Origin of the sequence: Leucobacter exalbidus, from assembly GCF_017834145.1 — a bacterium.
GTDB lineage: Bacteria > Actinomycetota > Actinomycetes > Actinomycetales > Microbacteriaceae > Leucobacter > Leucobacter exalbidus.
In genome coordinates, this window is record NZ_JAFIDA010000001.1 from 3117545 (window position 1) to 3143244 (window position 25700).

Sequence of the window (25700 nt, forward strand, 5' to 3'; positions counted from 1 at the left end):
GCAGAGCGGTCCATCTAGTTTCTCCAACAGGTGTCGGAGTAGGGTAAAGGTGTACGGCATCGTGACCGCTCGATGCGCCGAGACTGAGGAGACACCGTGGCAACACTCACCGCAAACAGCACCATTGGCGACTGGCTTGATGACGAACGCGGCAGCGCTGCAGTGAAGGGGCTGCTTGCAGCCTCGGGCGCGTCTGAAGAATCTCTCGCACCGGTGCGAGGCCTGCCGCTGCAGCAGATGGTTGCCCTCAGTCAGGGCAAGATGCCGCAGTCGGTCATCGATGATCTCGTGCGTTCAGTAAACGGCGGCGAGATCCCCGAGGACGACGTCGTCACCGGCTGGCAGGAGAAGGTGACGCATGGTCGCTTCTCGGGCCAGACCATCGTGGTGACGGGTGCGGCTGGCGGCATCGGCCAGGCCACCGCTTCACGCATCGTGCGCGAGGGTGGGCGTGTTATTGCCGTCGATATTTCGGCTGAGAAGCTCGAAGCATTCGCCCAGCAGGTACCCGCAGGTTCGGTTGTCGCAGTGGCTGCTGACGTCACGAAGCAGGAAGACATCGATCGCGTGGTCGCCGCGGCCGAGGGTAAGATCGATGGCCTCGCCAACGTCGCCGGTATCAACGACGACTTCTCGCCGATTCACGAGACGAGTGACCAGATCTGGGATCGCGTCATTGGCATCAACCTGACGGGTGTGTTCAAGCTCACTCGCGCCGTGGTACCGGTAATGCTCGAAGCCGGTAAGGGCTCGGTCGTCAACGTCACCTCTGAAGCCGGTATTCGTGGCAACGCCTCGGGCAACGCCTACACCGTGTCGAAGCACGGCGTGGTGGGCCTGACGCGCAGCGCGGCATTCATGTACGCCAAGCAGGGCATTCGCGTCAACGCGGTGGCCCCGGGCGGTGTGGCAACGGGCATCCCGTTCCCCGCGCACGTCTCAGAGGTCGGCAGCGCACGCCTGCAGCCGTTCCAGTCGGCGATCCCGTCGCTGGCAACGGCTGAGCAGCTCGCCGCATCTATTACCTTCTTGCTGAGTGATGACGGCGTGAACATTAACGGTGCTATCCTGCCCTCTGATGGCGGCTGGTCGGTGCAGTAACCGGAGCATCTTGAAGCGGGGGTTGAAGGATCCCCGAGCGTGACGGGCGTGAACTCAGCTTCTGCCTGGCGTGGATTTGCCTTTTACCGATCGGTACAGCAGGATTGGCTGTACCGATCGGTAAAGCACTGCTCGGTGTTTCGAAAGGAATTCAGGCATGGAACCTCGTCCTCCGCTTCCGCCGTTCACTAACGTCACCGCAGTGCAGAAAGCGCGTGCTGCTGAAGACGCATGGAACACGCAAGACCCATACCGCGTATCGCTTGCCTATACGCCTGAAAGTGAATGGCGCAATCGGAACAAATTCATTGCGGGCAGAGAACAGATTGTCGAGTTCTTGACACAGAAATGGGCACGCGAAACGGAATATCGCCTCATCAAAGAGGTGTGGGCACACACTGATAACCGAATTGCAGTTCGGTTTGTGTACGAGTGGAGAGACGTCGAGGGGCAGTGGTTTCGCTCCTTTGGCAACGAGAATTGGGAATTCGATACATTCGGGCTCATGCAACGCCGGCTTGCAGCGATCAATGATGTCGCAATTGCTGATGCCGACCGGTTATTCCACTGGCCGATGGGGCCGAGGCCTGTGGCGCACCCCGGCTTGACTGAGTTGGGTATCTAAGCGCATGGTCAAACCATCGACTACCCGTGCTGCAGTGATCCCTGCGCTGGCGGAGGCCTTCAGAACCCACGGATTTGAAGGTGCCAGCATGGCAGTCTTGCAAGACGCCACCGGTCTGGGACGCGGGAGTCTCTACAATTTCTTTCCCGGTGGTAAGGACGAGATGGCGCAAGCCGTACTTGAAGACATTGATGACTGGTTTCAGCTCAACGTCTTTGGCTCGCTGCGTGCCGCGAGTGGTGGCAATACTGCTGAAGCACGCACCTCAGTGGCTGCAATGTTTACCACTGTGGACAACTACTTTCAATCGGGGCAACGAGTGTGTCTGCCAGGCGCGTTTGCCGTGGGGCGTGAACGGGATCGCTTCGCCATCGCAGTGTCTGCATACTTCGTTGAATGGATCGAAGTGCTGACTGCCGCGCTCGTCGCTATGGGTCATGCCGATGCCAGGGCCATCGCGTTGCGTACCATTGCGGCGGTGCAGGGCGGTATCGTGCTGGCGCGAGCGTTGTCAGACAATACCGCATTCACTTCCGTGCTGAGCGCTGCCAGGGCTGAAGCTATTTTGTGACCCAATTACTGAGTCGCTTACATCTGTTGCGGCTAGTCTTATGGGGTGTACGACGAGATCCTGAGTAACCCCAAATCCACCCGAGTGAAGCGTGTCGCAGCACTCTCACGTAAGAAAGAGCGCGTCGAACAGGGCCGCTTTCTGGTCGAGGGCCCGCAAGCTGTGCGCGAGCTCCTCACCCACCGCGCAGACCTCGCCGAGGTCGTATTCGCGACGCAGGGCGATGAGCCGTGGCAGGCAGAGCTGAAGACGCTCGCAGAGCAGGCCGGGGTATACCTCGATTATGTCTCCGACAGCGTGCTCGCCGCGATGTCTGAGACCGTCAACCCGCAGGGTATCGTCGCGGTTGCGACCACGTGGGAGGGCAACCTCACCGAGGCCCTTAAAGACGCACGCCTCGTCGTGATCATGCACGAGGTGCGCGACCCGGGTAACGCCGGTGCCGTGCTGCGCGCCGCCGATGCCGCTGGCGCCGACGTCGTTATTTTTGCGGGCGAGAGCATCGACCCGTTCCACCCCAAGGTGGTGCGCTCGACGACCGGATCCATGTTCCACCTGCCGGTAGAGGTCACCTTGTCGCTCGAGGAAGCCGTCACCGCGGTGCGCGAAGCCGGGCTCACCTCGCTCGCCGCCGACGTGCGCGGCAGCGATGTGCTCGAGGCACGCGCCGATGGTGTGCTCGCCGGTCGCGTGGCCTGGGTCTTCGGTAACGAAGCTCGCGGTCTCAGCGAAGCCGAGCGCGCGCTCGTTGACCGTTCGCTGAAGCTGCCCATCTACGGCGCCGCCGAGTCGCTCAACCTCGCGACCGCCGCGAGCGTACTGATCTACGAAACCGCGTTCGCACAGCGGGCATAATCGCCGCTTCACGGTCAATACAACGGTGCCGTGTGCCGCTGCAATTGCAGTGGCACACGGCACCGTTGTATTGACACGGAGCTATTTCAGGAGCGAAGCTCCGAGAAGCTCCCCGGGGCGAAAGCCCGGCAGCATCGCGAACACGGCAGAGCCCACGTGCGTGACCCACTCATTGAGCAGGTCAAGCTCGTCAAGCCGCTGCTGAATCGGCACGAACTGACGCAGCGGGTCGCGCTGATAACACCCAAACAGCAGCCCCGATTCGGTGCCATCATCGTAGTTCACCGCGCGCCGAAAAATGCGCTCGGTGGGATCCTCAGAGTGCGCCCGCCGCACGTGAGCGAAGCTCGCAATCACCGGCAACCCGGCCGCCGTTTTCGCATCAAAGTCGACGGGGGTGTGCTCGGTGCCGCCGGTGAGCGGCGCCCCGTCTGCGAGCGTGCGCCCGATCGTCTGCTCGCGCCCGGGGCGATCGACCATGTCCCAGGTGTCGAGCTCCATGCGAATGCGCCGCAGCACGAGGGCCGAACCGCCTGCGAGCCACCCCGCCTCATCGCCCAGCCACACGAGCTGCGCAAAATCGTTATCTGCGGGAGCAGGGTTCACCGTACCGTCGACCTGCCCCATGAGATTACGCATGGTGGAGCCGGCCTGCTCGGCGCCGCGGGCCTGCCGAAACCCCTGCTGCACCCAGGCGCGTTCGGCGAACGACGCGAGATCGCGATCGAGCATGCGGCAGGCGTGAGCGAGTGCGAGCGGATCATCCGATTGCACAAGCACCACGAGATCTCCGCCGTCATACCCCGCACCTAACTGGTCGCGCGCGAACGCGGGCAGCGGCGCGAGCCACGCGGGCCGCAGCCCGGCATCGACGCGCTCGACGAGTACCGGCCCCACGCCCACCGTGATGGTGAGGCGCGCGGGCCGCTCGGCAAGCTCGGGCTCGGGGTCAGCGAGCGGCGCGACCCCCTGCGTGAGCGCCTCGATGTCTCCCGTGAGAATACGAAACATGCGCACGAGAGCGGCCCGGTCGGTCGCCTTCCTGAGCGAGTACGCCACATACCGCGCGTGCGCGGCAGGCGCAGACACGATGCCCGCCTGATGTGGGCCATGACAGGCCAGGGCCTCGCCGCCAAAGGGAGCTGGGGTGGCTGATGCGGGATCCGGATCCCCGGCGAACGCCCGCGACCCGAGCGTGGCCGCGAGCGTCGCGCCCACGCCCAGCGCCGCGCCGGTCGCGCCCCCGGTGAGGAGGGCGCGGCGGCTGACGCTGGGGGAGGACGCGGGGTGCTGCGGGTTAGTGCTCGGTTTCGTGCGCATCGGCATCGCCGGCGTAGTTTTCTTGTGCGCCGCCGAAATCCTTCGCCAGCACCGTGGCGTCGAGGGTGCTGCCGTCGTCGAACGTGAGCGTGACGGGCACCTCATCGCCGGCGAGCAGCGGGGCCTGAAGCTCCATCAGCATGATGTGATTGCCGCCGGGAGCGAGTTCGAAGCTGCCGCCAGCCGGCACTGAAAAGCCGCCTTCGACCTCGCGCATGGTGGTGCTCGACCCCGAGGTGATCGATTCGTGCAGCTCGACGATATCGGCCACGCTGCTCGTCGCTGAGACGAGGGTGAGGTCAGTATCGCCGGCGTTATGCAGCGTGCCGAACACGCCGCTCATGCCGTCGGCGGCTTTGGCCCAGCCGCCGTCGAGCGTCACCGCGCCGTCGGGGTTCGTTGCAGCCAGGGCTCCCTGAGACGTGGCTTCAGCAGAGACGGCACCGGTGGACGACTCGCCAGCATCAGCTTCTGAGCAGCCCACGAGCGCCAGCGCCGCCACAATGGCGGCTGACGCGAGCGAGAGCGGAATAGCGCGGCGCATCAGTTGTTCTTCCCGTCAGTCTGGTCTGCGTCGCGCTGCATCTGAGCCAGCCGGCGTGAACGGGCCACAAACGCGGCGATCACCACGGCGATGACGAGCACGCCACCAATACCCAAGAAGACGTACAGGCTGGTGGGCGCGGGCGGCAGATCGGTGCCCGCGGCGGGGAGGTTGGGGTTGACCGGGGTCGCCTGCTCGGCGTCATGGTCGCCCGCTGCAGCAGGGTCGAGCAGCTCAGCAGAACCATCGGCCGCCACGCTCAGCGTGAACGCGCCATCGATGGGGTGGCCATCGCTCGACACGACGCGCCAGGCCCCGGCGTAGTCGCCGGCCTCAAGGTCGGCGGCGAGGGGCTGGGTGACATTGGGGCCCGAAACCTCGGGGGCGCCCGCGGTCGCGTCGGTGCCCGTGGCGTCGGTGATGACGAACTCGGTGCCGAGCTCAATGATGCTGTTGCTGAAGCTCAACTGAATCGCCTCGACCGCACCGTCGGGGGCCGTCACGACCTCTGAGCTGACGAGCTCATCGTGGGCGAGGGCTGGGCTCGCCGGCCCCATGGCGAGACCCGCGAGCGCGAGGGCGGCCACCGCGGTGAGGGCGGCGCCCCAGCGGGTGACTGATGCGCGCCGCGGTGTCGCGGGCTGTGCCTCGCTGATCGAAGCTGAAGTGATGGAACGGATAGCGGGGGAGTGCTGAGACATGTGGTCTCCAAATTTCTCGGTAGTACCGGATGGTGCGCGAACGCGAGCAACAGCGTGGGCGCGCTGACAGCATGAGGGTGTCAAAGCGGGTACGCCGCACAAAGGTTGGTGCGTGGCCGCCGCGTGCATGAGCGACGGGCGCGGTGAGTGCGCAGAATGCGCGAGGAACAAGCTGGTGGTTATGCCGCGCGCGGTGGCCCGCGATGCGAGATTACCGAGAACAGTGCGGGCCGCGGGCGGCACCACGCAAAAGCGGGGGCAGGCACGCGAGACACCCGCAGCGCGGTGACGGTGACCGCGCGCGAGAATGGAACCACGCGTCGCACGAGTCGTGCGATGGCGCGCAGCGCGCGATCGCCGCTGTGCAGCAGCGCGATGGTGACGGCGGCGGCCACAGTGTGGCCCAGCAGCATCGCAAGCCCCGCGGTCGTGGCGGTCGCGTTGGCTGGTAGATCGGGCACGAACCCCTGCAGCTGCGCGAGGTGCGCGGCGTGGAGCGAAGCGGGGGTGGTGCCAGCTCCTTCAAGCGGGAACGATCCGAGCCCGGCAAAACTCCAGTGATACACAAACTGGGCGGCGCCCACGGCGAGCGCGAGCCGCCACAGCGCAAACTTACGCCCCGCGAGCGCGGTGCTCAACGGCAGCGCGAGCAGCGTCGTTGCGAGCACCGACAGCCAGGTGACCTGACCGCCCGCGAGGGCGTGCGAAGCTGCCGCCGTGAGCGAGGCCGCCGAAGCGATCGCGGTGCCACGCACCACGCGCTCACCGCGACTGATCGCGGGAGCGGCGTGGGGCCGCGGCACGGGGCTCTGCATAGCGTTTAGTCTACTGGCGCACCGCCTGGGTATTTACGCCGCATCGCAGAGAATTGCTTTCACTTCAGTGGCGCGATGCCGTTCCAAATAATGTCGACCGCGGCACGGCACCGCAGCATCGTTTCGGGATCAGTGAGCTCGGCTCCACGCGCGACCAGCTGGTAATAGAAGACGCCCGAGAGCAGGTCTAAGGTCGCATCGAGGTCGACGCCTGCGCGCACCTCGCCCCGGTCTTGAGCGCGTTGCAAGAACGCGAGCAGCGGCACTCGCCGTTGCGAGACGTGCCGATTCCAGTACTCGTGCTGTAGATCGGGGTCAGCTAGGGCAAGCAGCAACCGCTGCCGAACGCGGCTCTCGGGATAGCTTTCGAGCACGGGCCGGTCGGGCCCTGGGTACGCAGACAGAATCGCTTCGCGCGCGGTCATCTCGTCGGGTGGGTACACCACTTCACGGCTCACATCGAGGGCATCAGAGATGAGCACATCGAGGGTGCTCCAGCGCCGATAGATGGCCGCGCGGCTCACCCCGCTGCGTGCTACCACCTCTTTCACGGTGACGGTGATGCCCGCATCGATGAGGTCGACCACGGTCTGCAGCACCTGTGACTCGAGCGCGGCATCACGGGGCCGACCGGGGCGGCGCTGGGCCACTCCGGTCGGCTCGCTCTGTGGCTGTGGCAAGTTAGACGCCGGCACGCTCGTGCAACTGCCCGATCAAGCTGTCGCTCAGCCCCGCAGATTTCAGCGGTGCGAGCGGGTCGCCGTACTGCGCGCGCAGCGTGGTGAGCGTCACACGCATGGCATCGTCGGCACCGGGCTGCTGCGTGGCGAGCTTCGCAGCAGCGTCGAGGTCAAAGCCCGCCGCGAGCATCACCCGGCGCAGGTTCGGCCGGGTGCGCTCCATGATGGCCTCGGTATTGGGGTGTGTGCGCTCGTAGTCGGTGATGATGGCTTCATCTTCGGCGCCGAGAGCGAGCAGCAGCGCGGCCGCCAAGACGCCAGTGCGGTCACGCCCGGCGGCGCAGTGGAACGCCACCGTTCCCTGGGCGTGCGCCAAGACAGCGAGGGCGGCAACAATCTGCGGGGCAGCTGAAGTGAACAGCGCCGGGTAGAACGCGGTCATATTGGGCATGGTGCCGGGTTTCGACTGCGGCGCCTTATTCGAGGAAAGATCTGTCACAAACGGAATGTGATGATAGGTCACCGCATGCTGCTGCAGTGCACCGCGGCCGGTGGCCTCCACCTCGCCGCGTGAACGCAGGTCGATGACCGCGGTGAGCCCGGCGTCTACCAACTCTTGCGCTGAGGCTGCGGGGATCGTGGTGAGGTCATCTGCGCGAATCGCAAAACCGTGTGCCACGGTGCCACCGGCGACGGGAATGCCGCCGAGGTCACGCAGGTTGACGGGGGCGCTGAGCTGAATCTCGTCGGGGGAAAGAGTGATGGTCATGTGATTCTCCGTCTAATAAAGGCGCTTGCCTGGTCAATCACCGTCACGACGACGATGATGCAGATGATGATGGCGCTCAAGTGGCCGTAGTCGTACATGCGCATAGCTGTGGTGAGTTCGAGGCCGATGCCGCCGGCCCCCACAAGCCCCAGCATGGTGGCGCCGCGCACGCTGCCTTCGAACAGCAGCAGTGTGTACGACACCAGCAGTGGTGCCGCCTGCGGCAGCACGCCGTACTGGATTGTTTGGCGGTGGGATGCTCCCACCGATTTCATGGCGATGATCGGGCCGTCATCTACCGATTCCATGGCCTCTGCGTAGATCTTGCCGATGGAACCTAAGGAGCCCAAGGTCATGGCGAGGATGCCGGCGAAGGGCCCCAGGCCCACCGCTGACACAAACATCAGCGCGAAGACCAGGTCGGGCACCGCGCGAATCACGTTCATGATCCAGCGGGCCGGGTAATACACCCACTTCGGGGCGAGGTTTGACGCTGCGGCCATGGCCACAAAGAGTGAGAGCACCGACCCGAGCACGGTGGAGACGATTGCCATCTGCACGGTTTCAACGAGCAGGCTGACAATCAATCCCAGTTTCGAGAAATCAGGTGGGAAGAGGCGCGACAGGAAGTCGGCCATATTGATGGTGCCCTCGCCGAGCTTCTGGAAGTTGAATCCCACGCCCTGAAACGACCACAGCAGAAAGATGACCGCGGCCACGGCGCCCACGAGAAATCTCGTGCGCGGCACCGACACCGCACGTTCGAGCCGTGCGCGCTCGATGGGGTCGAGCTGTTTCTTCTTGCGGTTCTTCTTCGCGGCCAGGTGTGCGGCCTTGCCCTTCTTCTTTTTCTTCTTTTTGGGCTCGTCGGCTTCGCTGTGGGCGGGGTGATCAGTGGTCAGTGTCATCGCCGTTCTCCTCTCCGTCGTACAGCACTTCAAGTTGCGCCGCATCGAGTGTGTTGGTGGGCGCAGAGACCAGCATTTTGCCGTGTTTCAGACCGACAATGCGGTCGCTGTGGCGCAGCGCCAAGGGCAGCACATGCAAGCTCACGAGCACCGGGATGCCGTCTTCATGAGCGATGCTGCGCAGCAGCTCGAGCACCGAATCAGACAGCTTCGGATCGAGCGAGGCCACGGGCTCATCGGCGAGGATGAGCTGCGGGTCTTGCATCAGCGCCCGCGCGATGGCCACGCGCTGCTGCTGACCGCCGCTCAAGGAGCGCGCCTGATCATTCGCTTTGTGCGCGATGCCCACCCGGTCGAGCAGCTCGAGCGCGCGTTTGCGCTGAGCCGTGGTGAAGCCGCCCAAGATGTTGAACGGCCCCGAGGAGTGCAGCCCGCCGGTGAGCACATTGGTGAGCACGCTCAGCCGCCCGATGAGGTTGAACTGCTGAAACACCTGGCCGGTGCGTGCGCGCAGATCTCGAATCTCGCCGCGTTTGAGATTGGTGACGTCGTACCCTGCGACCCGCACCGAGCCCTCGGTGATCGGAGCGAATCCGGTGAGGCTCTTCATCAGGGTTGATTTGCCTGACCCCGATGACCCAAGCAACGCCACCATCTCGCCGGGATACAGGTCGAGGTTGACACCGTCAAGCACGAGGCCGTCGGTGTCGTTGTACTCCACCGCAAGGCCCTGCACCTGCACTTTGGGAAGCGCCAACCGTAATTCTTGTGTGGAGGGCGCAATCATGTGGGTCGTCATTACTTCAGATCCGAGATATCGACGCCGGCGACGGCGGCAACCTTAACGAGCGAATCAAAGGCATCAGCACCCGGCTCAAGAGTGGGCTCGTTGCTCAACATTCCGGTCTCAGCGTAGACTCCCAGCTGGTCAGCGTTGTCTTCGGAGAAGACCTGGGGGAGTGCGTCGAGCAGTGCGGCGCGTTTCGCGCTGCTGATCTCTTGGCTGGCGATCACGGCCATGCTGACGTCCATGGGGATGCTCTCTCCGATGAACCGTACGTCGCCCTCTTCGAACGGGAAGTAGTCAGAACCCCACATTGTGGTCAGCATGGTCGCCGTGCAGGCGGCGTCGATCTGCTTTTCTTTCACGGCGACCGCGCTGCGATCGTGGCCGCCGGTGAACATGGTCTCGTAATCGACGTCACGTTCAAGGCCGACGCTGTCGAGCAGGTGAACGGGCATGAAAAATCCCGAGCTTGACCCGGGGTCGGCGAACCCGATGGTCTTGCCCTTGAGGTCTTCGACCGACTGAATCGGTGAGTCAGCCAAGACGTAGCACTTGGAGACGGGGTCGGAGGATCCGGGCCAGGTCATCAGGGCATCGACCTCGCCGGTGTTGACCGCGAGCGCGCTGGGGAACGCGCTCATCAGGGCCATGTCGACGTGGTCGGAGCGCACTGCCTCGACGACGCCTAGGTAGTCGGGCGCATCGGTGATCTCCACCTCCATGCCCGTCTTGGCGGTGATGAGCTTGCCGAGTGCCTCGATGGGGTTGACCGCCATCGGATCGTCACCCGTGGGGAGGGTCGCAATACGAATCACGTCGTTCTCTGGGCTGTCGGCCTCGGCCGTGCCGCTTGCGCAGCCGGTGAGCGCGATGACGCTGACGAGCGAGAGCGCGCTCAGGCTGAGGAGGGTGCGTGTCTTCATGAGCAAGTGTGCCTTTCACAGGTGGGAAACCATTCGTGTATGAGTTAAACCGGCGAATGTGTCATCGAATTACGAGAACGTGAGACTCGTATTGAACGGTGTATGAACAGCAGGTGGACCGGGCCGATTGGGGTGCACAGCGTCACTAGGTTTAAAGACATAGCGCCAAGGGTTCCGAGGTGTCACCGAGGTGACTCTGTCTGGTCCGAGCCGCGCCGCGCTGGCCTCGGTAGGCCCGCGTCATTCGCCAGGAGAAAAGCCTGGGGGAGCGCCGCTCGCCGCATCCGAGACCGGTGAGCTGAAGGTCGAGTCATGTCAACGACAGCATTTGTGCTGGTCTTTGCTGCCGCATTCGCGCACGCCGCGTGGAACATCATCGCCCACGGGTCGAGCCGCACCGGGTTGCCATTTCTGTGGTGGGGGTCGCTCATCAGCATGCTGATGTGGGTGGGCGTGATTCCGTTCACCGGCGGTTTTGGCGCGGCCGACCTGCGGGGGTTTCTCGCCGGCGCGGGGGTCTCTGCGGTGTTGCACGTCGCATACATGTTGGTGCTGCAGCGCGGCTACACCGTCGGCGACCTCTCGACCGTGTACGCCACCGCGCGCGGTACCGGGCCGATGCTGACCGTGCTGATCGCAGTGTTGTTTCTGGGGGAGCGGCCGGCACCGCTCGCGCTGCTGGGCGTGGCGGTGCTCGTGTGCGGAATCGTCGCCATCGGATTCATCGGCCGCCCCCTCCACACCGATATGCGCACCCCCACACGCAAGATCCTCGGCATGGATCCGGGCCTCTTCTATGGGCTCGTGACGGGCGTCGCCATCGCGACCTACACAATCTGGGATACCCATGCGCTGCGCGAGTGGGGCGCCACCCCGGTGGCCTTCATGGTCGGCTGCCTGGCGCTCGAGATTCCCATCTACACGCTGGTGATCTGGAAGCGTCGCGGCGAACTCATGCCCACGCTGCGTGAGCAGTGGAAGCGACTCATCGCGTTTGGGTTCTTCTCGCCGCTGTCATACATCTTGGTGCTCACCGCCGTCACGATTGCGCCCGTCTCGCTCGTGGCCCCCGTGCGCGAGGTGAGCGTGGTGCTCGTGAGCCTGTTTGGGGCGATCGTGTTCAAAGAGCACCGCCCGGTGGCCCGGGTCGCGGCCTCAGTCGTGGTGGTCGGCGGCGTCGTGCTGCTCAGCATTGGGTGAGCGATGCAGACAACACTCCGGTGATCGCGACACCCACTGTTCAGATAGTTAAGAACCGGGTGAATAGGCGTTGAACAGCCAACAAAAACGCGACTTTTCGCCCTTTTTGAGTGCAACAGTTGAGCCGGTTCGAAAACCTCCACCCCCTCCGAAAGGACATCATGAAGCTCCGTGCACTCAAGACGACCGCAGCTCTCGCGGGCGTCGCACTCCTCGGCCTCGGCCTCGCATCATGCTCAGCCAGCGCAGCAGCAGATGGCTCAGCCACTGCGGGCGATGCCGCGGGTTACGCGGTCGATGCAGAAACGCTCGTCTTTGGCGTGGTGCCCGACTCCGTCGACACCGAGACCAACTACCAGCCGCTGATGGACTACATCGAGCAGGAGTCGGGTAAGACGGTCGAGTACCACGAGTCCACCGACTACGCGGCACTCATCGAGGCTGCGATCGCCGGCAAGATCGACGTGGCCTCCTTCTCAGGCTTCACGTACGTCACCGCAATGAACAACGGTGCGGCGCTCACCCCGATCTCGTCGATCATGAACGGCCCCGACCAGGAGCCCGGCTACTACTCAGAAGCCATCGTGCCGGTTGACAGCAAGGTGACGTCGCTCGAAGAGTTCAAGGACCTGAAGGTCTGCTTCGTTGATCCGTCATCGACCTCGGGTTACCTGTTCCCGAGCTACAACCTGCTTGAGGCAGGCCTCGACCCCGAGACCGACGTCACCCCGGTGTTCGCCGGTAAGCACGACGTGAGCGTGCAGAAGGTCGGCGAGGGCGTCGAGTGCGAGGCTGGCTTCGCAGAGGACAGCGAAGTGCTGAAGTCCGACAAGGTGAAGTCGATCCAGCAGACGATGGTGCCCGGTGCACCCATTGTGATGTCTGACACGCTCCCCGCAGATGTGCAGGAGACGCTCGTGGCCGCCCTCGAAGAGGTCACCATCGACGAAATGATCGAGTCGGGCATCGACAGCGCCGACAGCGACGCCTTCCGCGCAACGTTCTACGCCACCGAGCCCGTTGACGACGCATACTACGACACCGTGCGCGACATCTGCGAGAAGACCAACGCTGAGCAGTGCAAGGCGTAACGCAGCACCGCACTCGCGCAGTACCCGCAACATCTGCTGTAACACAGCACCCGCAGTAACGCATTAAGAAATCTGATTGTCTGGAACCCGAGAGGCCCACATCGTGACTCACTCAAATACCGTTCTCCGCGTTGACGGACTAACGAAGCAGTTCGGTGACACCACCGCGCTCAGCGATGTCTCGCTCAGCGTCGGCACCGGCGAGATCGTGGTGTTGCTGGGACTCTCGGGTTCTGGAAAATCGACCCTGCTGCGCCACATCAATGGCCTTGAGGAGCCGACCGCTGGTGCGGTTGAGGTACTCGGCCAGGCTGTGCCGCAGTTGTCAGGCCGCAAGCTGCGCGAACTGCGCGGCCGCATCGGCTTTATTTTTCAGCAGTTCGAGCTCGTGGGCCCGCTCAGCGTGCTCGAAAACGTGCTGAGCGGTTCGCTCGGCACCCTGCGCGGGCCCCGCCTGGGCCTGTTCAGCTACCCTCGTGACTACAAGCGCCGGGCGCTTGAAAAGCTCGAGCGCGTGGGGCTGCTCGACCGCGCCTACCAGCGCGCCGACACCCTCTCGGGCGGCCAGCAGCAGCGCGTCGCGATTGCGCGCGCGCTGATGCAGAACCCCGAGGTGCTGCTGGCCGATGAGCCAGTCGCCTCGCTCGACCCCGAGTCAAGCACGCAGGTGATGTCGCTGATCCGTGAGATCGCGGCCGACGACGGCCTCACCGTCGTGTGCAGCCTGCACCAGGTCGATCTGGCGATCTCGTGGGCCGACCGCATCGTTGGCCTGCGCCACGGCGAGCTCGTGCTCGACATGCCCGCCGCGGGCCTCAGCAAGGCCGAGGTCATGGAGATCTACGGCCGCGTTGCCACGTCGACCGCCGAGCTTTCTGCGGTCGAGAACGAGCTGCGCGGCGCGCGGGGCCTCGACATGGCCGAGCTCGTCTCGTGACGCTGACCGCGGTACCCACCCCGCCCATCACCGATCGCGCGCCCAAACGCCAGCGCGACCCGCAGCGCATCGCCGCGGGCATCTCCCTGGGCGTGCTCGTGATCCTCGCGATCGTGGCTTTGATCCGGATCGATATCTCCTTCACCAGCATGCTGCAGAGCGGTGAGAACGCGCAGCGATTCTTTGCGCGCGTTGGGGGCCTCGAGTTCCCCGAGCCGATGAAGCTGCTCGAACTCACCGTGCTCACCGTCGGCCTCGTGCTCACGGGCACCGTGCTCGCGGCCGTGCTGTCGGTGCCCGTCGCATACCTCGCGGCGGCCAACACCTCGCCCAGCTCGACCTGGCGCGGCATCGCCCGTTTCATCGGCGTCTTCACCCGCGCAGTGCCCGACGTCGTACTCGCGATGGTGTTCGTGCTGCTGTTCTCGCTCGGCGCGCTGCCCGGTATTCTCGCCATCGGTATCCACTCCATCGGCATGATCTCGAAGATGTTTGCCGACGCGATCGAGCAGATCGACGAGGGCCCCCGCCTCGCCATTCGCGCCAGCGGCGGGTCAAAAATGCAGGAATTCACGGTCGGCATTCTGCCGCAGGTCGCCCCCTCGTGGGTCGCCACCGTGCTGCACCGCAACGACATCAACCTGCGAGGATCAGTAATTCTCGGCTACGTCGGCGTCGCAGGCCTCGGCCTCGAAATGTCGTACGCATTCAAGTCGCTGAACTACGGCCTCGGCCTCGGGATCGCCGTCGTGATCTTCGCGCTGTGCGTGATCATGGAGGTCATCTCGAGCGCGGTGCGCGTGAGCATGCTCGGCGATCAGGCCGGCAAGGGCGTCTTCGTGAAGCTGTTCTCACGTAACGGTGCCCGCAAGACCGTAGCCCCCGGCACCGCCGTGTACGCCTCGGTTGACGCGGCCATGCACCGGCCGTGGACCCCGACCCGGGTGCGCAACCTCGGCGCCGCCTGGCTCGCCGTCGCCGCCATTGTGGCGGGCGTCGTGGTGAGCAACATCACCTGGAGCGACTTCTTCACCTTCTGGGCGAAGGTGCCGCCCGTCGCCGCATCATTCTGGCCGCCGAACTTTGGCAACTACGGCTTCGAAACCATCTTCATCGCGATGGTCGAAACCATTGAGATCGCGCTCGCCGCCACCCTCATCACCTTTATCCTGTCGATCGTGATCGGGTCGCTCGCGGCCCGCAACGTGGCCCCGAACGCGGGCACACGCGGCGGTTTCAGGTTCTTGCTCGTGATCATTCGCGGTATTCCTGAGCTGATCCTCGCGATCGTGCTCATCGTCATCACGGGCCTCGGCGCGCAGGCCGGCACCATCGCCCTCGCCATTGGCGGGATCGGGCTGCTGGGCAAGCTCATCGCCGACTCCCTCGAAGAGGTGCCGCGCGGCCCCGAGCGGGCGCTGTCTGCCGCAGGCGCGAGCCGCATGCAGAAGTTCGCGGGCTCCACTCTGCCGCAGGGCACCCCCGCCCTCGTCGGTCACACCTTCTACATGCTCGACACCAATGTGCGTGCGGCGACCCTGCTGGGCATCGTTGGCGGCGGCGGCGTCGGCTACTACCTGCTCAACGCAGGCCAGGGATCGAACTACCAGCTGGTGGGCTCGATCGTGATCATGATTCTTATCACGGTGCTGCTCGTCGAAGCCCTGTCACTGTGGATGCGAAAGGTACTGCGATGAGCGCGACAACCTATGACCTCGTAGTAGTGGGCGGCGGCATCGTCGGCCTGGGCGCAGCATACGCCGCGGTGAAGCGCGGGCAGCGAGTGCTCGTCATCGAGCGCGGTGCTTCTGCCACCGGCGCCAGCATTCGCAACTTCGGTCACCTGTGCAGCGGCGTACACTCGGGCGACGCCCGCGAGTACGCGCTCGTGGCCCGCGAACTGTGGCTGCAGCTGTCTCGCGACGCCGACTTCTGGGTGCGCGAGAGCGGCACCCTGATCGTCGCGCGGCATGCAGACGAACTCGCGCTGCTCGAAGCGGCCGCGAACGAGAGCAGCATCAAGCTGCTTGACCGTGCCGAAGTGGAGGCCACGTCGCCGGTAGCACCGGGCGTCTCGGTCGGCGGCGGCATCGTTGACCGGGCGCTGCAAACCAACCCGCGCACCGCGCTGTATGCGATCACGAACCACCTCGCCGCCCTCGGCGTCGAGTTTCAGTTTCGCACCGCCGTCACCCGCGTGCAGACGGGGCTCGTCGAAACCACCCGCGGCAAGGTATCAACCGCGCAGGTTGTAGTTGCCGTCAACCACGACCTCGACCACCTGTACCCCGAGCTGGCCGAAGAAGCCGGCGTCGAGCGGTGCGCCCTCGACATGATGCGGGTGCAGGCGACGCTGCGCCACCCGATGAACAACCCCATTCTGACGGGCTGGTCGATGCTGCGCTACCACAGCTTCGCGAAGCGCGACGAAGCGAAAGCGGTGCGTGAGCGGCTGCACAGCGAACGCCCCGACCTCGCCGCCATCGACATCAACCAGATGTACACGCAGCTGCCCGATGGCAGCCTGCTCGTGGGCGACACCCACACCCGCGACCTCGTCGCCTCACCGTTTCAGTCGGAGGATGCCCAGCAGGTCATGCTCGACGAAGCACAGGCACTGTTTGGTATCGAGGCGCCCCGCGTCATCGAACGCTGGCAGGGCGTCTACGCCAGCGCGGGTGGCTCAGGCTTCCTGTCACGCGAGATCGAACCCGGCGTGCGGGCCCTCATCGTGACGAGCGGCAACGGTATGACCTGCGGGCTCGGCTTCGCCGAACGAGAACTCCAGCCCATCTTTTAGGCCTTGATCGGGCCCGCCCAGCTGGCGGGCCCGATTCACAGCCGCGTGTGACCGCAACACCCACGATTTTCATACTTTCTTTCGCAGATTAGGACCCCTGATGACCCAGGCATTCGTCTCTCCCATTGAACTCGTCGTCTTCGATATGGCCGGCACCACCGTGCTCGATGACGGCATCGTCGAGCAGGCATTCCAGCGCGCCGCCGAGCGCACCGGCGTCGCCGACCGCATGCCGTGGGACGAAGCGCTCGGGTATGTGCGCGAAACCATGGGGCGCTCAAAGATTGACGTTTTCACCCACCTCTCGGGCGGCGACGTCGACAAAGCCACCGCAGCCAGCCTCGCGTTCGAAGCGGCCTACGCCGAGATCGTGGCCGAGAGCGGCGCCGAAGAAATTCCCGGTGCGGCTGACCTCATCTCAGACCTGCGCGACTCGGGCCGCAAGGTCGTGCTCACGACCGGGTTCGCCCCGCCCACCCGTGACGCGATCATCGCGTCCCTCGGCTGGGGATCGCTCGTCGACCTCGCCCTGTCACCCGTTGACGCCGGTCGCGGCCGCCCCGCCCCCGACCTCGTGCTCACCGCACTGCTGCGCACCCAGACCCACTCGGTCGAGCGCGTCGCCGTGTTCGGCGACACCACGAGCGATGTCGCCTCGGGCCGTCGCGCCGGCGCAGGCCTCGTGGCGGGCGTGCTCACCGGAGCCCACACAGGCGAAGCCCTGATGGAGGCCGGGGCAGACACCGTGCTCACGAGCATCACCGCCCTGCGCGGCCTGCCCGAGTTCACAGGGCTGCGCGCCGCCCCGGCACTGCAGGCGAGCTAGACCATGACCGCCGCTGACCGCGCCGCCACACAGGTCGCCACCGGGCCCGTCACCGTCGCGCCCGGTGACGAGCCGAGCGCCGCCGCAACGCGCACGCCGTGGTGGCGGCGGCGTGGCCGCGCGGCCAGCGATGCGCCCACCGGGCCCGAAGGCGCGGTCGGCGAAGAAACTGCTGGCACCACCCCGAACGGCGCAGGTGTTGAACCCGGCGCCGAGGGCGGCCCTCAGGCGACCGTGATGACGAACCCCGAGGCCGTGTCGATGCTCTTCATGGGCGAGGGAGCACCCCACGAACCCGGCGCCGTACCCCACGTGGGGCTGCGCGCAGGCGAAGTGCTCGTGCGCATCGAACTCGCCACAGTGTGCGGCTCAGACGTGCACACCGTACTCGGGCACCGCACCGAACCCACCCCGCTCGTGCTCGGCCACGAAGCCGTTGGCCACGTCGTCACCGTGGGCGGCGGGGGAGCCCGCTACACCGACGGTGGCGCCGTCACCGCGGGCGACCGCGTGGTGTGGTCGGTGGCCGTGCACTGCGGCAACTGTGACCGCTGCCTGCGCGGAATCCCGCAGAAGTGCCAGACGCTCAAAAAATACGGCCACGAACGCATCGAACACGGGTGGGAACTCAGCGGCGGCTTTGCCAGCCACATCCACCTGCTCGCCGGCACCCCGCTCGTGCGGGTCGATGAGCGTGTACCGGCCCAGGTGCTCGCCCCGGCCGGGTGCGGCATCGCGACCGCGTGGGCAGCGCTCGCCGCGGCCGAACGCACCGTGCCGGTGCACGGCGCACGCGTGCTCATCACCGGTGGTGGCCTGATCGGGCTCGCGGCCGCAGCGATGGCGGCCGAGCGCGGGGCACACGTCACCCTCTCAGACCTCGACGCCGAAAGGCGATCGCTGGCCTACGAGTTTGGGGCGGCGCAGGCACATGATCCGGCGGGAGAGGCCGAGCTCGCCGAAGAGTTCGACATTGCGATCGATGCTTCGGGCGCCCCAGCGGCGGTCGCCTCGGGGCTCGAAGCCCTGAGCATCGGCGGGGTCGCCGTGTGGGTGGGCAGCGTGTTTCCCACCAAGCCCATCAAGATCGTGCCCGAGCGCGTCGTGCGCGGCCTGATTACCGTCACCGGGGTGCACAATTACACGCCGGTCGACCTTGAGGGTGCCGTCGCGTTTCTGCACGAACAGTGGCAGCGCTATCCCTTTGCGGGCCTCGTCGGTGAGACGCTCCCGCTGCACCACCTCGACCTCGCACTCGAGCGCGCGGCCCAGCACCTCGAAGTGCGGGTCGGCATCGACACCCAGGCGCCCGCCCCGCGCGACCCCGCGCTCGGCACGGCAACCTCGCCCATTCAGACGGCGTAAGCTCCGCGCGACCCCGCGCACCACAGCGGCCGGTTCACTCAGGTGAGCCGGCCGCGGTGGTGGTGCGCGTAGCCGGCGGGCGAGACGGTTGACCCGCACGCTTCGCCGTGAGCAGCTGCCCCACGTCAACACCAAACTGGAGCGCGACGAGCAGCAGCGCCGCGACGGGTGGCCAGCCGAAGTAGTTGATTAACCAGACCCCCAGCAAAATCGTCACGTGCAACACGAAGATGCGCGGGTAGGGCGCCCAAAACAGTTGCATCACCGGCGGCAGATTCGCCCGCGGTGTGAAACAGCCGATCACGAGCTGCACCAGCGAAGCGAGCGCCCAGTACAGCACAATGCCGCGCAGATCGAAGGCGCCCTGCGGCGCCGCGCCCCCGGGCCCCGCGAACAGCGACGAGAACACCCCCAACACGATGAGCATCACAAAGACGCCGTGCACGAGCGTGAATAAGCCATAGTGCACCGCAAAGAATAGCATCGCGAAGGGCTTGGGCATCGCGCCTGACGACTGCCGGCCGTTCACCGTAAACGTGACCCCGCCCGCCACACTCGCCGCGGGCTGGGTCTTCGTGCGAAACATGTCGAGCTCGGCACGCGCGCCCGCCGTGATGTTCTGCAACCAATACAGCACCAGCACCGAACGCCAATCCCAGTCGAAGAACACAATGCCCACCACCGGGATCAGCAGATACACCACAGCGGACAGCGCGCGTTCAATCACCTCACCATCGTAGGTGCCACACGCCGCCCAGCACGCGCTTTCTTTCGTGCCGACACGCAGCAGCTGCACCCTGCGCACCAGATCGCCGCCGCGGCTCAGCCACACAGAGTAAGATGGAGCCTCGTGTCAGAGAGCGAATCGAATAGGCCAGCGGAGTCGAATCCGATCACCCAGGAAGCAGTCGATGTAGCGGTTGAAGCGGCGCTCGCCGCCTTCGCCGCGGCAGCCACTGTCGCCGACCTGAAAGTAGCGCGTGCACAGCACTCGGGCGAGGGCTCAGCCATCGCCCAGCTGAACGCGCAGATGCGTCAGGTTCCCAAGTCAGAAAAGGCCGCGACCGGCAAGATCATGGGCCAGGCCCGTGGCCGCGTCGAAGGTGCCTACAAGGGCCGCGAGGCTGAGGTTGCCGCTGCAGAGGCCGCAGCGCAGCTCGTCGCCGAGACCGTTGACGTCACGAGCGCGCCCGTGCGCCGCCGTGCTGGGAACCGTCACCCCCTCGCGCAGCTGCAGGACGAAGCCGCCGATGTGTTCATCGGTATGGGCTGGGAGATCGCAGAGGGCCCCGAGCTCGAGCACGAGTGGTTCAACTTTGATGCGCTCGGCTTTGATCCGGATCACCCCGCGCGCGCCATGCAAGATACCTTCTTCGTGGAGCCCGCCGATCGTCACCTGCTGATGCGCACGCACACGTCGCCCGTGCAGATTCGGTCGCTGCTGGGCCGCGAACTGCCCGTGTACGTGGTGGCCCCGGGCCGCACGTTCCGCACCGATGAGCTTGACGCGACGCACACGCCCGTGTTCAGCCAGATCGAGGGCATCGCGATCGATCGCGGCCTCACGATGGCGCACCTGCGCGGCACGCTCGAGCACTTCGCACGCCAGATGTTTGGCGAAGAAGCGAAGATTCGCCTGCGCCCCAACTTCTTCCCGTTCACCGAGCCCTCGGCCGAGATGGACGTCTGGCAGCCCCACGCAAAGGGTGGCGCGCGCTGGGTCGAGTGGGGTGGCTGCGGCATGGTCGACCCCAAGGTGCTGGCCGCCGCGGGCATCGACCCCGAGGAGTTTCAGGGCTTCGCGTTCGGCATGGGCATCGAACGCACCCTGCAGTTCCGCCACGACATTAACGATATGAGAGACATGGTTGAGGGCGACGTTCGCTTCAACCGTCAGTTCGGAGGACTGGTCTAATGCGCGTACCACTGAGCTGGTTGGGCGAGTTCGTTTCGCTCCCCGAGGGGACCACCCCTGAGCAGGTGCACGCCGATCTCGTGCGCGTGGGCTTCGAAGAAGAATCGATTCGTGGCTTTGACGTCACTGGCCCCGTTGTGGTCGGCGAGGTGCTGTCGCGCGAGCCCGAGGAGCACTCCAACGGCAAGACCGTCAACTGGTGCCAGGTGCGCGTTGCCGCCCCCGGTGCCCAGGCTGCTGACGGCGGCGAAGACGTGCGCGGCATCGTGTGTGGCGCTCACAACTTCGAGCCCGGCGATAAGGTCGTCGTCTCGCTGCCTGGCGCTGTGCTGCCCGGCGGCTTCGAGATCACCCCCCGCAAGACCTACGGCCACGTCTCTGACGGCATGATCGCTTCGGCGCGCGAGCTGTCGCTGGGCGAAGACCACGACGGCATCATCGTGCTCTCGCGCCTCGGCCTCGATCCCGAGGTGGGCGAAGACGCGAAGGTGCTGCTGGGCCTGTCTGACAAGGCTGTTGAGATCAACGTGACTCCGGATCGCGGCTACGCGTTCTCGGTGCGCGGTGTGGCCCGCGAGTGGGCACACTCAACGGGTGCAGATTTCGTTGATCCGGCGCTTGCCGGGTCGATTGCTGAGGCATCGGGCTTCGCAGTCACGCTCGCCGATGCGGCCCCGATTCGCGGCCGCGAGGGAGCCACCGGCTTCATCACCCGCGTCGTGCGCGGCATCGACGCGACGCGCCCCACCCCCGTGTGGATGTCGTCGCGCCTGCAGCTCGCCGGTGTGCGTGCCCTGTCGCTGCCCGTTGACATCTCGAACTACGTGATGCTTGAGCTCGGCCAGCCCCTGCACGCCTACGACCTCGCGAAGGTGACCGGCGGCCTCACGGTGCGCCGTGCCGCCGCGGGCGAAACGCTCGTCACGCTCGACGAGCAGGAGCGCACGCTGCACGCCGAAGACCTCGTGATCGCTGATGAGTCGGGGGTGATTGGCCTCGCCGGCGTGATGGGCGGCCAGTCGACCAAGACCTCAGACGACACCGTCGACGTCTTGGTTGAGGCCGCGACGTTCGACCCCGTGTCGATCGCCCGCAGCTCGCGCCGTCACAAGCTGCCCAGCGAGGCATCGAAGCGCTTCGAGCGCGGCGTTGACCCGCTGGTGGCTCGCGCGGCCGCGCAGCGCATGGTCGACCTGCTCGTTGAGCTCGCCGGTGGCACCGTTGACGCCCTCGGCGGCGACATCGTGGCACCGTGGGAGCCCGCGGCCGTCACGTTGCCGCTCGCTCGCGTCAACGGCCTGATGGGCGCTGACTACACCGATGCTGAGTCGCGCAGCGCACTCGAGATGATCGGTTGCACCGTCGTTGATGGCACAGGCGATCGCGAGCTCGTGGTGACGGCGCCGAGCTGGCGCTCAGACCTCACCCGCCCCGCTGACCTGATTGAGGAAATCGCCCGCATTGTGGGCTATGACCGCATTCCGTCGGTGCTGCCCATCGCCCCCGCTGGCCGTGGCCTGACCCGCGAGCAGCGCCTGCGCCGCCGCGCGGCGAACACGATCACCGCGGCTGGCCTCGACGAGGTGCAGAGCTACCCGTTCGTATCACGTGCACAGCTCGACGCCTTTGGCGCCGGCGCTGAGGCTGCCGGTGCAGTCGAGGCCGCCGTGATGGCCGACCCCGCAGCCCCGGCCCCCACCCCCGCGGGTGAGGCCAAGGTTGAGGCGATTCGCCTGGCGAACCCGCTCGATGGCCAGTCGCCGTTCTTGCGCCGCTCGCTGCTGCCCGGTCTCGTGACCGCGGCCCAGCGCAGCGTCTCGCGCGGTGTTACTGACCTCGCGCTCGTCGAGTTCGGTTCGGTCTTCGAGCCCGCCGCCGATGGCGCGCAGCTCGGCACCGAGGAGGTGCCGCCGCTGGGCGAGCGCCCCTCTGAGGAGACGCTGGCCGTGCTGAACGCCTCGATTCCGGTGCAGCCGCGCCGTGCCGCAGGCCTGCTGCTGGGTGACGTTGTCGCCAAGCAGGCCGGCGAGCCCGCCCGCGAGTACGACTGGGCAGACGCGCTTGACGCGGCTCGCACGGTCGCCGCTGCGGTGTCGGCTGAGCTCGTCGTGACGCAGGGTGCACACCGCGCGTTCCACCCCGGCCGCACGGCCGAGCTGGCCGTGCGCGTGGGCACCGACGCCGATGGCGAAGACGGTGGCCTCGAGGTCGTGGGTGTTGCCGGTGAGCTGCTGCCCGCGCTCGTCGCCGATCACCACCTGCCCGGTCGTGCCGTGGCGTTCGAGCTGAACCTTGAGCGCATCATCGAGCTCGCCCCGCGCGGGCCCGAGACCGCACAGCTCTCGACCTACCCGGCAGCGACGCAGGATCTCACCCTCGTGGTGGAAGCCGACGTTGCCGCGGGCGACTTGCTCGCTGTGGTGAAGGCCGGCGCGGGCGAGCTGCTCGAAGACGCTCACATCGTCGACGACTACCGCGGCAGCGGCATCGAAGACGGCCAGAAGGCGATCACGTTTGCGCTGCGGTTCCGCGCCAACGACCGCACGCTGAAGGCCGAAGAGGCCAGCGAGGCGAAGCTGGCCGGCGTTGCCGCCGCTGAGCTCGCGTTTGGTGCGCACCTGCGCGACTAAGCTGCATGCATTGAGCGCCCCTCACCAGTTCACCCTGGTGAGGGGCGCTTTTGCGTTTGTGGGGGCTGGATTGGGGGAGCGTGTGCGCTAACTCAGGAGCTTTGAGTAACTCCGGAGGTTTGGGGCGGTATTGATCCGGAATTAGAAAATCCTCCGGAGTTACTGCCGCCGCGGGGCTCGATGGGTGCGGGCTGTGAGGCCGGTCACCGGCATCTCACCTTGCACGCGGCCTTGCATGCAAGGGTGTATTCTTGACGCATGGCAATACAACCCGGCACAGCATCAACGCTGGTGGGAAGCGCAGAGCGCGCCTATCAGCACACCAAACAGGCCATCATTCACGGTGACCTGGCGCCCGGGGCAATGATCAGCGAGGGGCAAATTGCCGAGGAGCTCGGCATCTCGAGAACCCCCGTGCACGAGGCGTTCTTGCGGCTCGACGTTGAAGAATTACTCACCCTGGCCTCGCGCAAGGGAGCGGTGGTGCGCCCCATGGCCCCGCACGAAGCGGCCGATGTGCTGGAAATGCGCGAGGCGATCGAGGCAGCGGCAGCGTCTCGGGTGATCTCGGCGGGTTTCGCTACCGCGCTGACACCCGCGCTTGACGCGCTGCTCGCGACGCAGGCCGAGGCTATTGAGAACGCCGACTTCGACGCGTTCGTTGAAGCAGACGACGCGTTTCACACCGCCGTGGTGACCGCCTCGCGTAACCCTATTGCGCTGACCTTTACGCGCCAGCTGTGGGACCGGCAGCAGCGGCTGCGCCACCAGCTGTTTCGCGAAGCGCCCCAAGACATGAAGACCGTGTTCGAACAGCACGGTGAACTCGCCCAGGCAGTGAAGAACGGCGGCGAAGCACACTACCGGCGGGTGCTCGCGGCCCACGTTTCGCTGCATCGCCACCAGCACGGAGTTGAACTATGAGCCTCGACACTGCGACGGTGGCGCTGCCCGCCAGCACCGATGTGGAGGAAGACCCAGCTGCTCCGGGCGCCGGCAGCGCTGCTCCGAGCGCCGTAGGCGCCGAACTAGGTGCCGCGGGCACCGTACGGCCCGCAACCGCGGCGCGATCCGGAGTATGGATCGGGGTGTGGTGCGTCGTGTTCGTCTGCTCGTGGGCGGGCAACCAATTCAGCCCGCTGCTGCTGATGTATCAGGAGCGCGAGCACTACTCCTCGGTGATGGTCACCGCGTTTTTGGGCGTGTACGTGCTGGGGCTCGCCCCCGCCCTGCTCATCGCGGGCACGCTGTCTGACCGCTACGGCAGAAAGCCCCTGATGCTCGCCGGTGTCGGTGCGGCAGTGGTGGGCAGCGCGTTGCTCGCCCTGGGCGAGTTTGGGCCCGTGTGGTTGAGCGTCGGGCGGCTGTTCTCAGGCATCGCGGTGGGCGTCGCGATGGCCGTGGGCAACAGCTGGGTGAAGGAGCTGTCGCAGGCCCCGTACGACACCAAGGCCGATGGTGGATCGGGGGCCCGCCGTGCTGCCCTCGCCTTCACGCTCGGCTCAGCGGTGGGCGCGGTCGTCGCAGGCCTGCTCGCGCAGTGGGGCCCGTTCCCAGAAGAGCTCCCCTTCATCGTGCACATCGTGGTGGCCGTGCCCCTGGCCATTGCAGTGCTGCGGGCCCCCGAGACCAGAACCCGCCACGACAGTACAGCGGGGGTGTGGTGGCGTGAGCTCGGCATTCCCAGCGCGCGCGACCGCCGCTTCGTGCGCGTGGTGCTGCTCGCCGCCCCCTGGCTATTTGGCGCGGCCGCCATCGGGTACGGGTACCTGCCAACACAGCTGACCGGAGTCACCGGATCATGGGGCCTCGTGTTCGCGACCGCCACGACCGCCGTGGCCCTTGGGGTGTCGAGCGCGGTGCAGCCGTTCGCGAAGTACCTGCACTCACCGCACTCAGCGCGGGGGCTCTACACGGGCGTCTTTTTGCTGGTCTTGGGCATCGCCATTGCCGGGGTCTCGATCATGCAGCAGTCGATCTGGGTGGGGCTGGTCTCGAATGTCGTGATCGGTATGGGGCTTGGTCTGTCGCTCGTATCGGGTCTGCTTGAGGTGCAGCGCATCGCGAGCCCCAACGACCTCGCCGGGCTGACCGGGGTGTTCTACGCGGTGGCATACGCGGGGTTCTTGGCGCCCGCGGTGATCGCCGCAATCGCGGTCTATGTTCCGGTGCTGTGGATCCTCGGCGGCATCGTGGTGCTGGGCGTGTTCAGTGGGGTGCTGATGGTCGCAATCTCGAAGCGGTACTTGGTGCAGGAGTAGCTGAAAGGGCGCCGGATCCGGGCCGCTGCAAGGCTCCTGGGCATCGCGCACCGCGGGTGTGAAACCCATTCCCCTG

Annotated in this window: 25 protein-coding genes; 15 read left to right on the top strand and 10 right to left on the bottom strand. The window is 65.9% G+C overall.

What is annotated here, in order from left to right; genetic code table 11:
- Positions 1 to 96 precede the first annotated feature (96 nt).
- From JOF28_RS14085 to JOF28_RS14100, 4 genes are all read left to right on the top strand, one after another.
- The gene (locus JOF28_RS14085; protein ID WP_209706520.1) at positions 97 to 1101 is read left to right on the top strand and encodes an SDR family NAD(P)-dependent oxidoreductase; all 1005 of its coding nucleotides are present in this window, start codon (positions 97 to 99) and stop codon (positions 1099 to 1101) included.
- Positions 1102 to 1258: 157 nt separating this feature from the next.
- Positions 1259 to 1726, top strand: coding sequence for a nuclear transport factor 2 family protein (locus tag JOF28_RS14090; RefSeq protein ID WP_209706522.1), 468 nt, complete (start codon positions 1259 to 1261; stop codon positions 1724 to 1726).
- A gap of 4 nt (positions 1727 to 1730) precedes the next feature.
- The gene (locus tag JOF28_RS14095; RefSeq protein ID WP_209706524.1) at positions 1731 to 2297 is read left to right on the top strand and encodes a TetR/AcrR family transcriptional regulator; all 567 of its coding nucleotides are present in this window, start codon (positions 1731 to 1733) and stop codon (positions 2295 to 2297) included.
- A gap of 45 nt (positions 2298 to 2342) precedes the next feature.
- Positions 2343 to 3152: a TrmH family RNA methyltransferase gene (locus JOF28_RS14100; RefSeq protein ID WP_209706525.1), complete on the top strand. Its 810-nt coding sequence runs from the start codon at positions 2343 to 2345 to the stop codon at positions 3150 to 3152.
- Between the two features lie 81 nt (positions 3153 to 3233).
- Here JOF28_RS14100 and JOF28_RS14105 read toward each other — a convergent pair whose 3' ends face one another.
- The 9 genes from JOF28_RS14105 to phnD (JOF28_RS14145) form a co-directional block, all read right to left on the bottom strand.
- The gene (locus JOF28_RS14105; RefSeq protein ID WP_245189989.1) at positions 3234 to 4472 is read right to left on the bottom strand and encodes a Dyp-type peroxidase; all 1239 of its coding nucleotides are present in this window, start codon (positions 4470 to 4472) and stop codon (positions 3234 to 3236) included.
- Positions 4450 to 5016, bottom strand: coding sequence for a copper chaperone PCu(A)C (locus JOF28_RS14110; RefSeq protein WP_209706529.1), 567 nt, complete (start codon positions 5014 to 5016; stop codon positions 4450 to 4452). Before JOF28_RS14110 ends, JOF28_RS14105 begins: the two co-directional genes overlap by 23 nt.
- Positions 5016 to 5717, bottom strand: coding sequence for a copper resistance CopC family protein (locus tag JOF28_RS14115; protein ID WP_209706531.1), 702 nt, complete (start codon positions 5715 to 5717; stop codon positions 5016 to 5018). Before JOF28_RS14115 ends, JOF28_RS14110 begins: the two co-directional genes overlap by 1 nt.
- 179 nt (positions 5718 to 5896) lie before the next feature.
- Positions 5897 to 6532, bottom strand: a complete 636-nt coding sequence (locus tag JOF28_RS14120) for a hypothetical protein (RefSeq protein ID WP_209706533.1) — start codon at positions 6530 to 6532, stop codon at positions 5897 to 5899.
- Positions 6533 to 6591: 59 nt separating this feature from the next.
- Positions 6592 to 7212 (bottom strand): TetR/AcrR family transcriptional regulator C-terminal ligand-binding domain-containing protein, encoded by a 621-nt coding sequence (locus tag JOF28_RS14125; protein ID WP_209706535.1) that lies wholly within the window; start codon positions 7210 to 7212, stop codon positions 6592 to 6594.
- A 1-nt stretch (position 7213) separates the two neighbouring features.
- Complete coding sequence (locus tag JOF28_RS14130) at positions 7214 to 7981, bottom strand: tyrosine-protein phosphatase (protein WP_245189990.1); 768 nt, start codon at positions 7979 to 7981, stop codon at positions 7214 to 7216.
- A complete protein-coding gene (phnE, locus tag JOF28_RS14135) occupies positions 7978 to 8889 on the bottom strand; it encodes a phosphonate ABC transporter, permease protein PhnE (RefSeq protein ID WP_209706536.1) in 912 nt (303 codons plus the stop codon). Before phnE ends, JOF28_RS14130 begins: the two co-directional genes overlap by 4 nt.
- A complete protein-coding gene (phnC, locus tag JOF28_RS14140; RefSeq protein ID WP_209706538.1) occupies positions 8873 to 9688 on the bottom strand; it encodes a phosphonate ABC transporter ATP-binding protein in 816 nt (271 codons plus the stop codon). The genes phnE and phnC (JOF28_RS14140) overlap by 17 nt, the downstream gene beginning before the upstream one ends.
- Complete coding sequence (gene phnD, locus JOF28_RS14145; RefSeq protein WP_209706540.1) at positions 9688 to 10599, bottom strand: phosphate/phosphite/phosphonate ABC transporter substrate-binding protein; 912 nt, start codon at positions 10597 to 10599, stop codon at positions 9688 to 9690. Before phnD (JOF28_RS14145) ends, phnC (JOF28_RS14140) begins: the two co-directional genes overlap by 1 nt.
- A 312-nt stretch (positions 10600 to 10911) precedes the next feature.
- Between phnD (JOF28_RS14145) and JOF28_RS14150 the strand changes: the two genes are divergently transcribed.
- The 7 genes from JOF28_RS14150 to JOF28_RS14180 all read left to right on the top strand — a co-directional run bounded on the left by JOF28_RS14150 (position 10912) and on the right by JOF28_RS14180 (position 18818).
- Positions 10912 to 11799, top strand: a complete 888-nt coding sequence (locus JOF28_RS14150) for an EamA family transporter (protein ID WP_209706542.1) — start codon at positions 10912 to 10914, stop codon at positions 11797 to 11799.
- A 161-nt stretch (positions 11800 to 11960) separates the two neighbouring features.
- Positions 11961 to 12890, top strand: a complete 930-nt coding sequence (gene phnD / locus JOF28_RS14155) for a phosphate/phosphite/phosphonate ABC transporter substrate-binding protein (RefSeq protein WP_209706544.1) — start codon at positions 11961 to 11963, stop codon at positions 12888 to 12890.
- Positions 12891 to 12993: 103 nt separating this feature from the next.
- A complete protein-coding gene (phnC, locus tag JOF28_RS14160; RefSeq protein WP_342452184.1) occupies positions 12994 to 13827 on the top strand; it encodes a phosphonate ABC transporter ATP-binding protein in 834 nt (277 codons plus the stop codon).
- On the top strand, positions 13824 to 15524 hold the full coding sequence (locus JOF28_RS14165; RefSeq protein WP_209706546.1) for a PhnE/PtxC family ABC transporter permease: 1701 nt from the start codon (positions 13824 to 13826) through the stop codon (positions 15522 to 15524). Before phnC (JOF28_RS14160) ends, JOF28_RS14165 begins: the two co-directional genes overlap by 4 nt.
- Positions 15521 to 16627, top strand: coding sequence for a TIGR03364 family FAD-dependent oxidoreductase (locus JOF28_RS14170; RefSeq protein WP_209706548.1), 1107 nt, complete (start codon positions 15521 to 15523; stop codon positions 16625 to 16627). The genes JOF28_RS14165 and JOF28_RS14170 overlap by 4 nt, the downstream gene beginning before the upstream one ends.
- Positions 16628 to 16727: 100 nt before the next feature.
- Positions 16728 to 17453: a phosphonatase-like hydrolase gene (locus JOF28_RS14175; RefSeq protein ID WP_209706550.1), complete on the top strand. Its 726-nt coding sequence runs from the start codon at positions 16728 to 16730 to the stop codon at positions 17451 to 17453.
- Positions 17454 to 17456: 3 nt separating this feature from the next.
- Complete coding sequence (locus JOF28_RS14180) at positions 17457 to 18818, top strand: alcohol dehydrogenase catalytic domain-containing protein (RefSeq protein WP_245189991.1); 1362 nt, start codon at positions 17457 to 17459, stop codon at positions 18816 to 18818.
- 34 nt (positions 18819 to 18852) lie between these two features.
- Here the strand turns inward: JOF28_RS14180 and JOF28_RS14185 are convergent, their stop codons facing one another.
- The gene (locus tag JOF28_RS14185; RefSeq protein ID WP_209706552.1) at positions 18853 to 19545 is read right to left on the bottom strand and encodes a DUF6498-containing protein; all 693 of its coding nucleotides are present in this window, start codon (positions 19543 to 19545) and stop codon (positions 18853 to 18855) included.
- A gap of 123 nt (positions 19546 to 19668) precedes the next feature.
- Between JOF28_RS14185 and pheS the strand changes: the two genes are divergently transcribed.
- The 4 genes from pheS (at position 19669) to JOF28_RS14205 (ending at position 25624) form a co-directional block, all read left to right on the top strand.
- A complete protein-coding gene (gene pheS, locus JOF28_RS14190; protein ID WP_209706554.1) occupies positions 19669 to 20733 on the top strand; it encodes a phenylalanine--tRNA ligase subunit alpha in 1065 nt (354 codons plus the stop codon).
- Positions 20733 to 23363, top strand: a complete 2631-nt coding sequence (pheT, locus tag JOF28_RS14195; RefSeq protein ID WP_209706555.1) for a phenylalanine--tRNA ligase subunit beta — start codon at positions 20733 to 20735, stop codon at positions 23361 to 23363. The genes pheS and pheT overlap by 1 nt, the downstream gene beginning before the upstream one ends.
- Positions 23364 to 23621: 258 nt before the next feature.
- On the top strand, positions 23622 to 24287 hold the full coding sequence (locus JOF28_RS14200) for a GntR family transcriptional regulator (protein ID WP_209706556.1): 666 nt from the start codon (positions 23622 to 23624) through the stop codon (positions 24285 to 24287).
- A complete protein-coding gene (locus JOF28_RS14205; RefSeq protein WP_209706558.1) occupies positions 24284 to 25624 on the top strand; it encodes an MFS transporter in 1341 nt (446 codons plus the stop codon). The genes JOF28_RS14200 and JOF28_RS14205 overlap by 4 nt, the downstream gene beginning before the upstream one ends.
- Positions 25625 to 25700 lie beyond the last annotated feature (76 nt).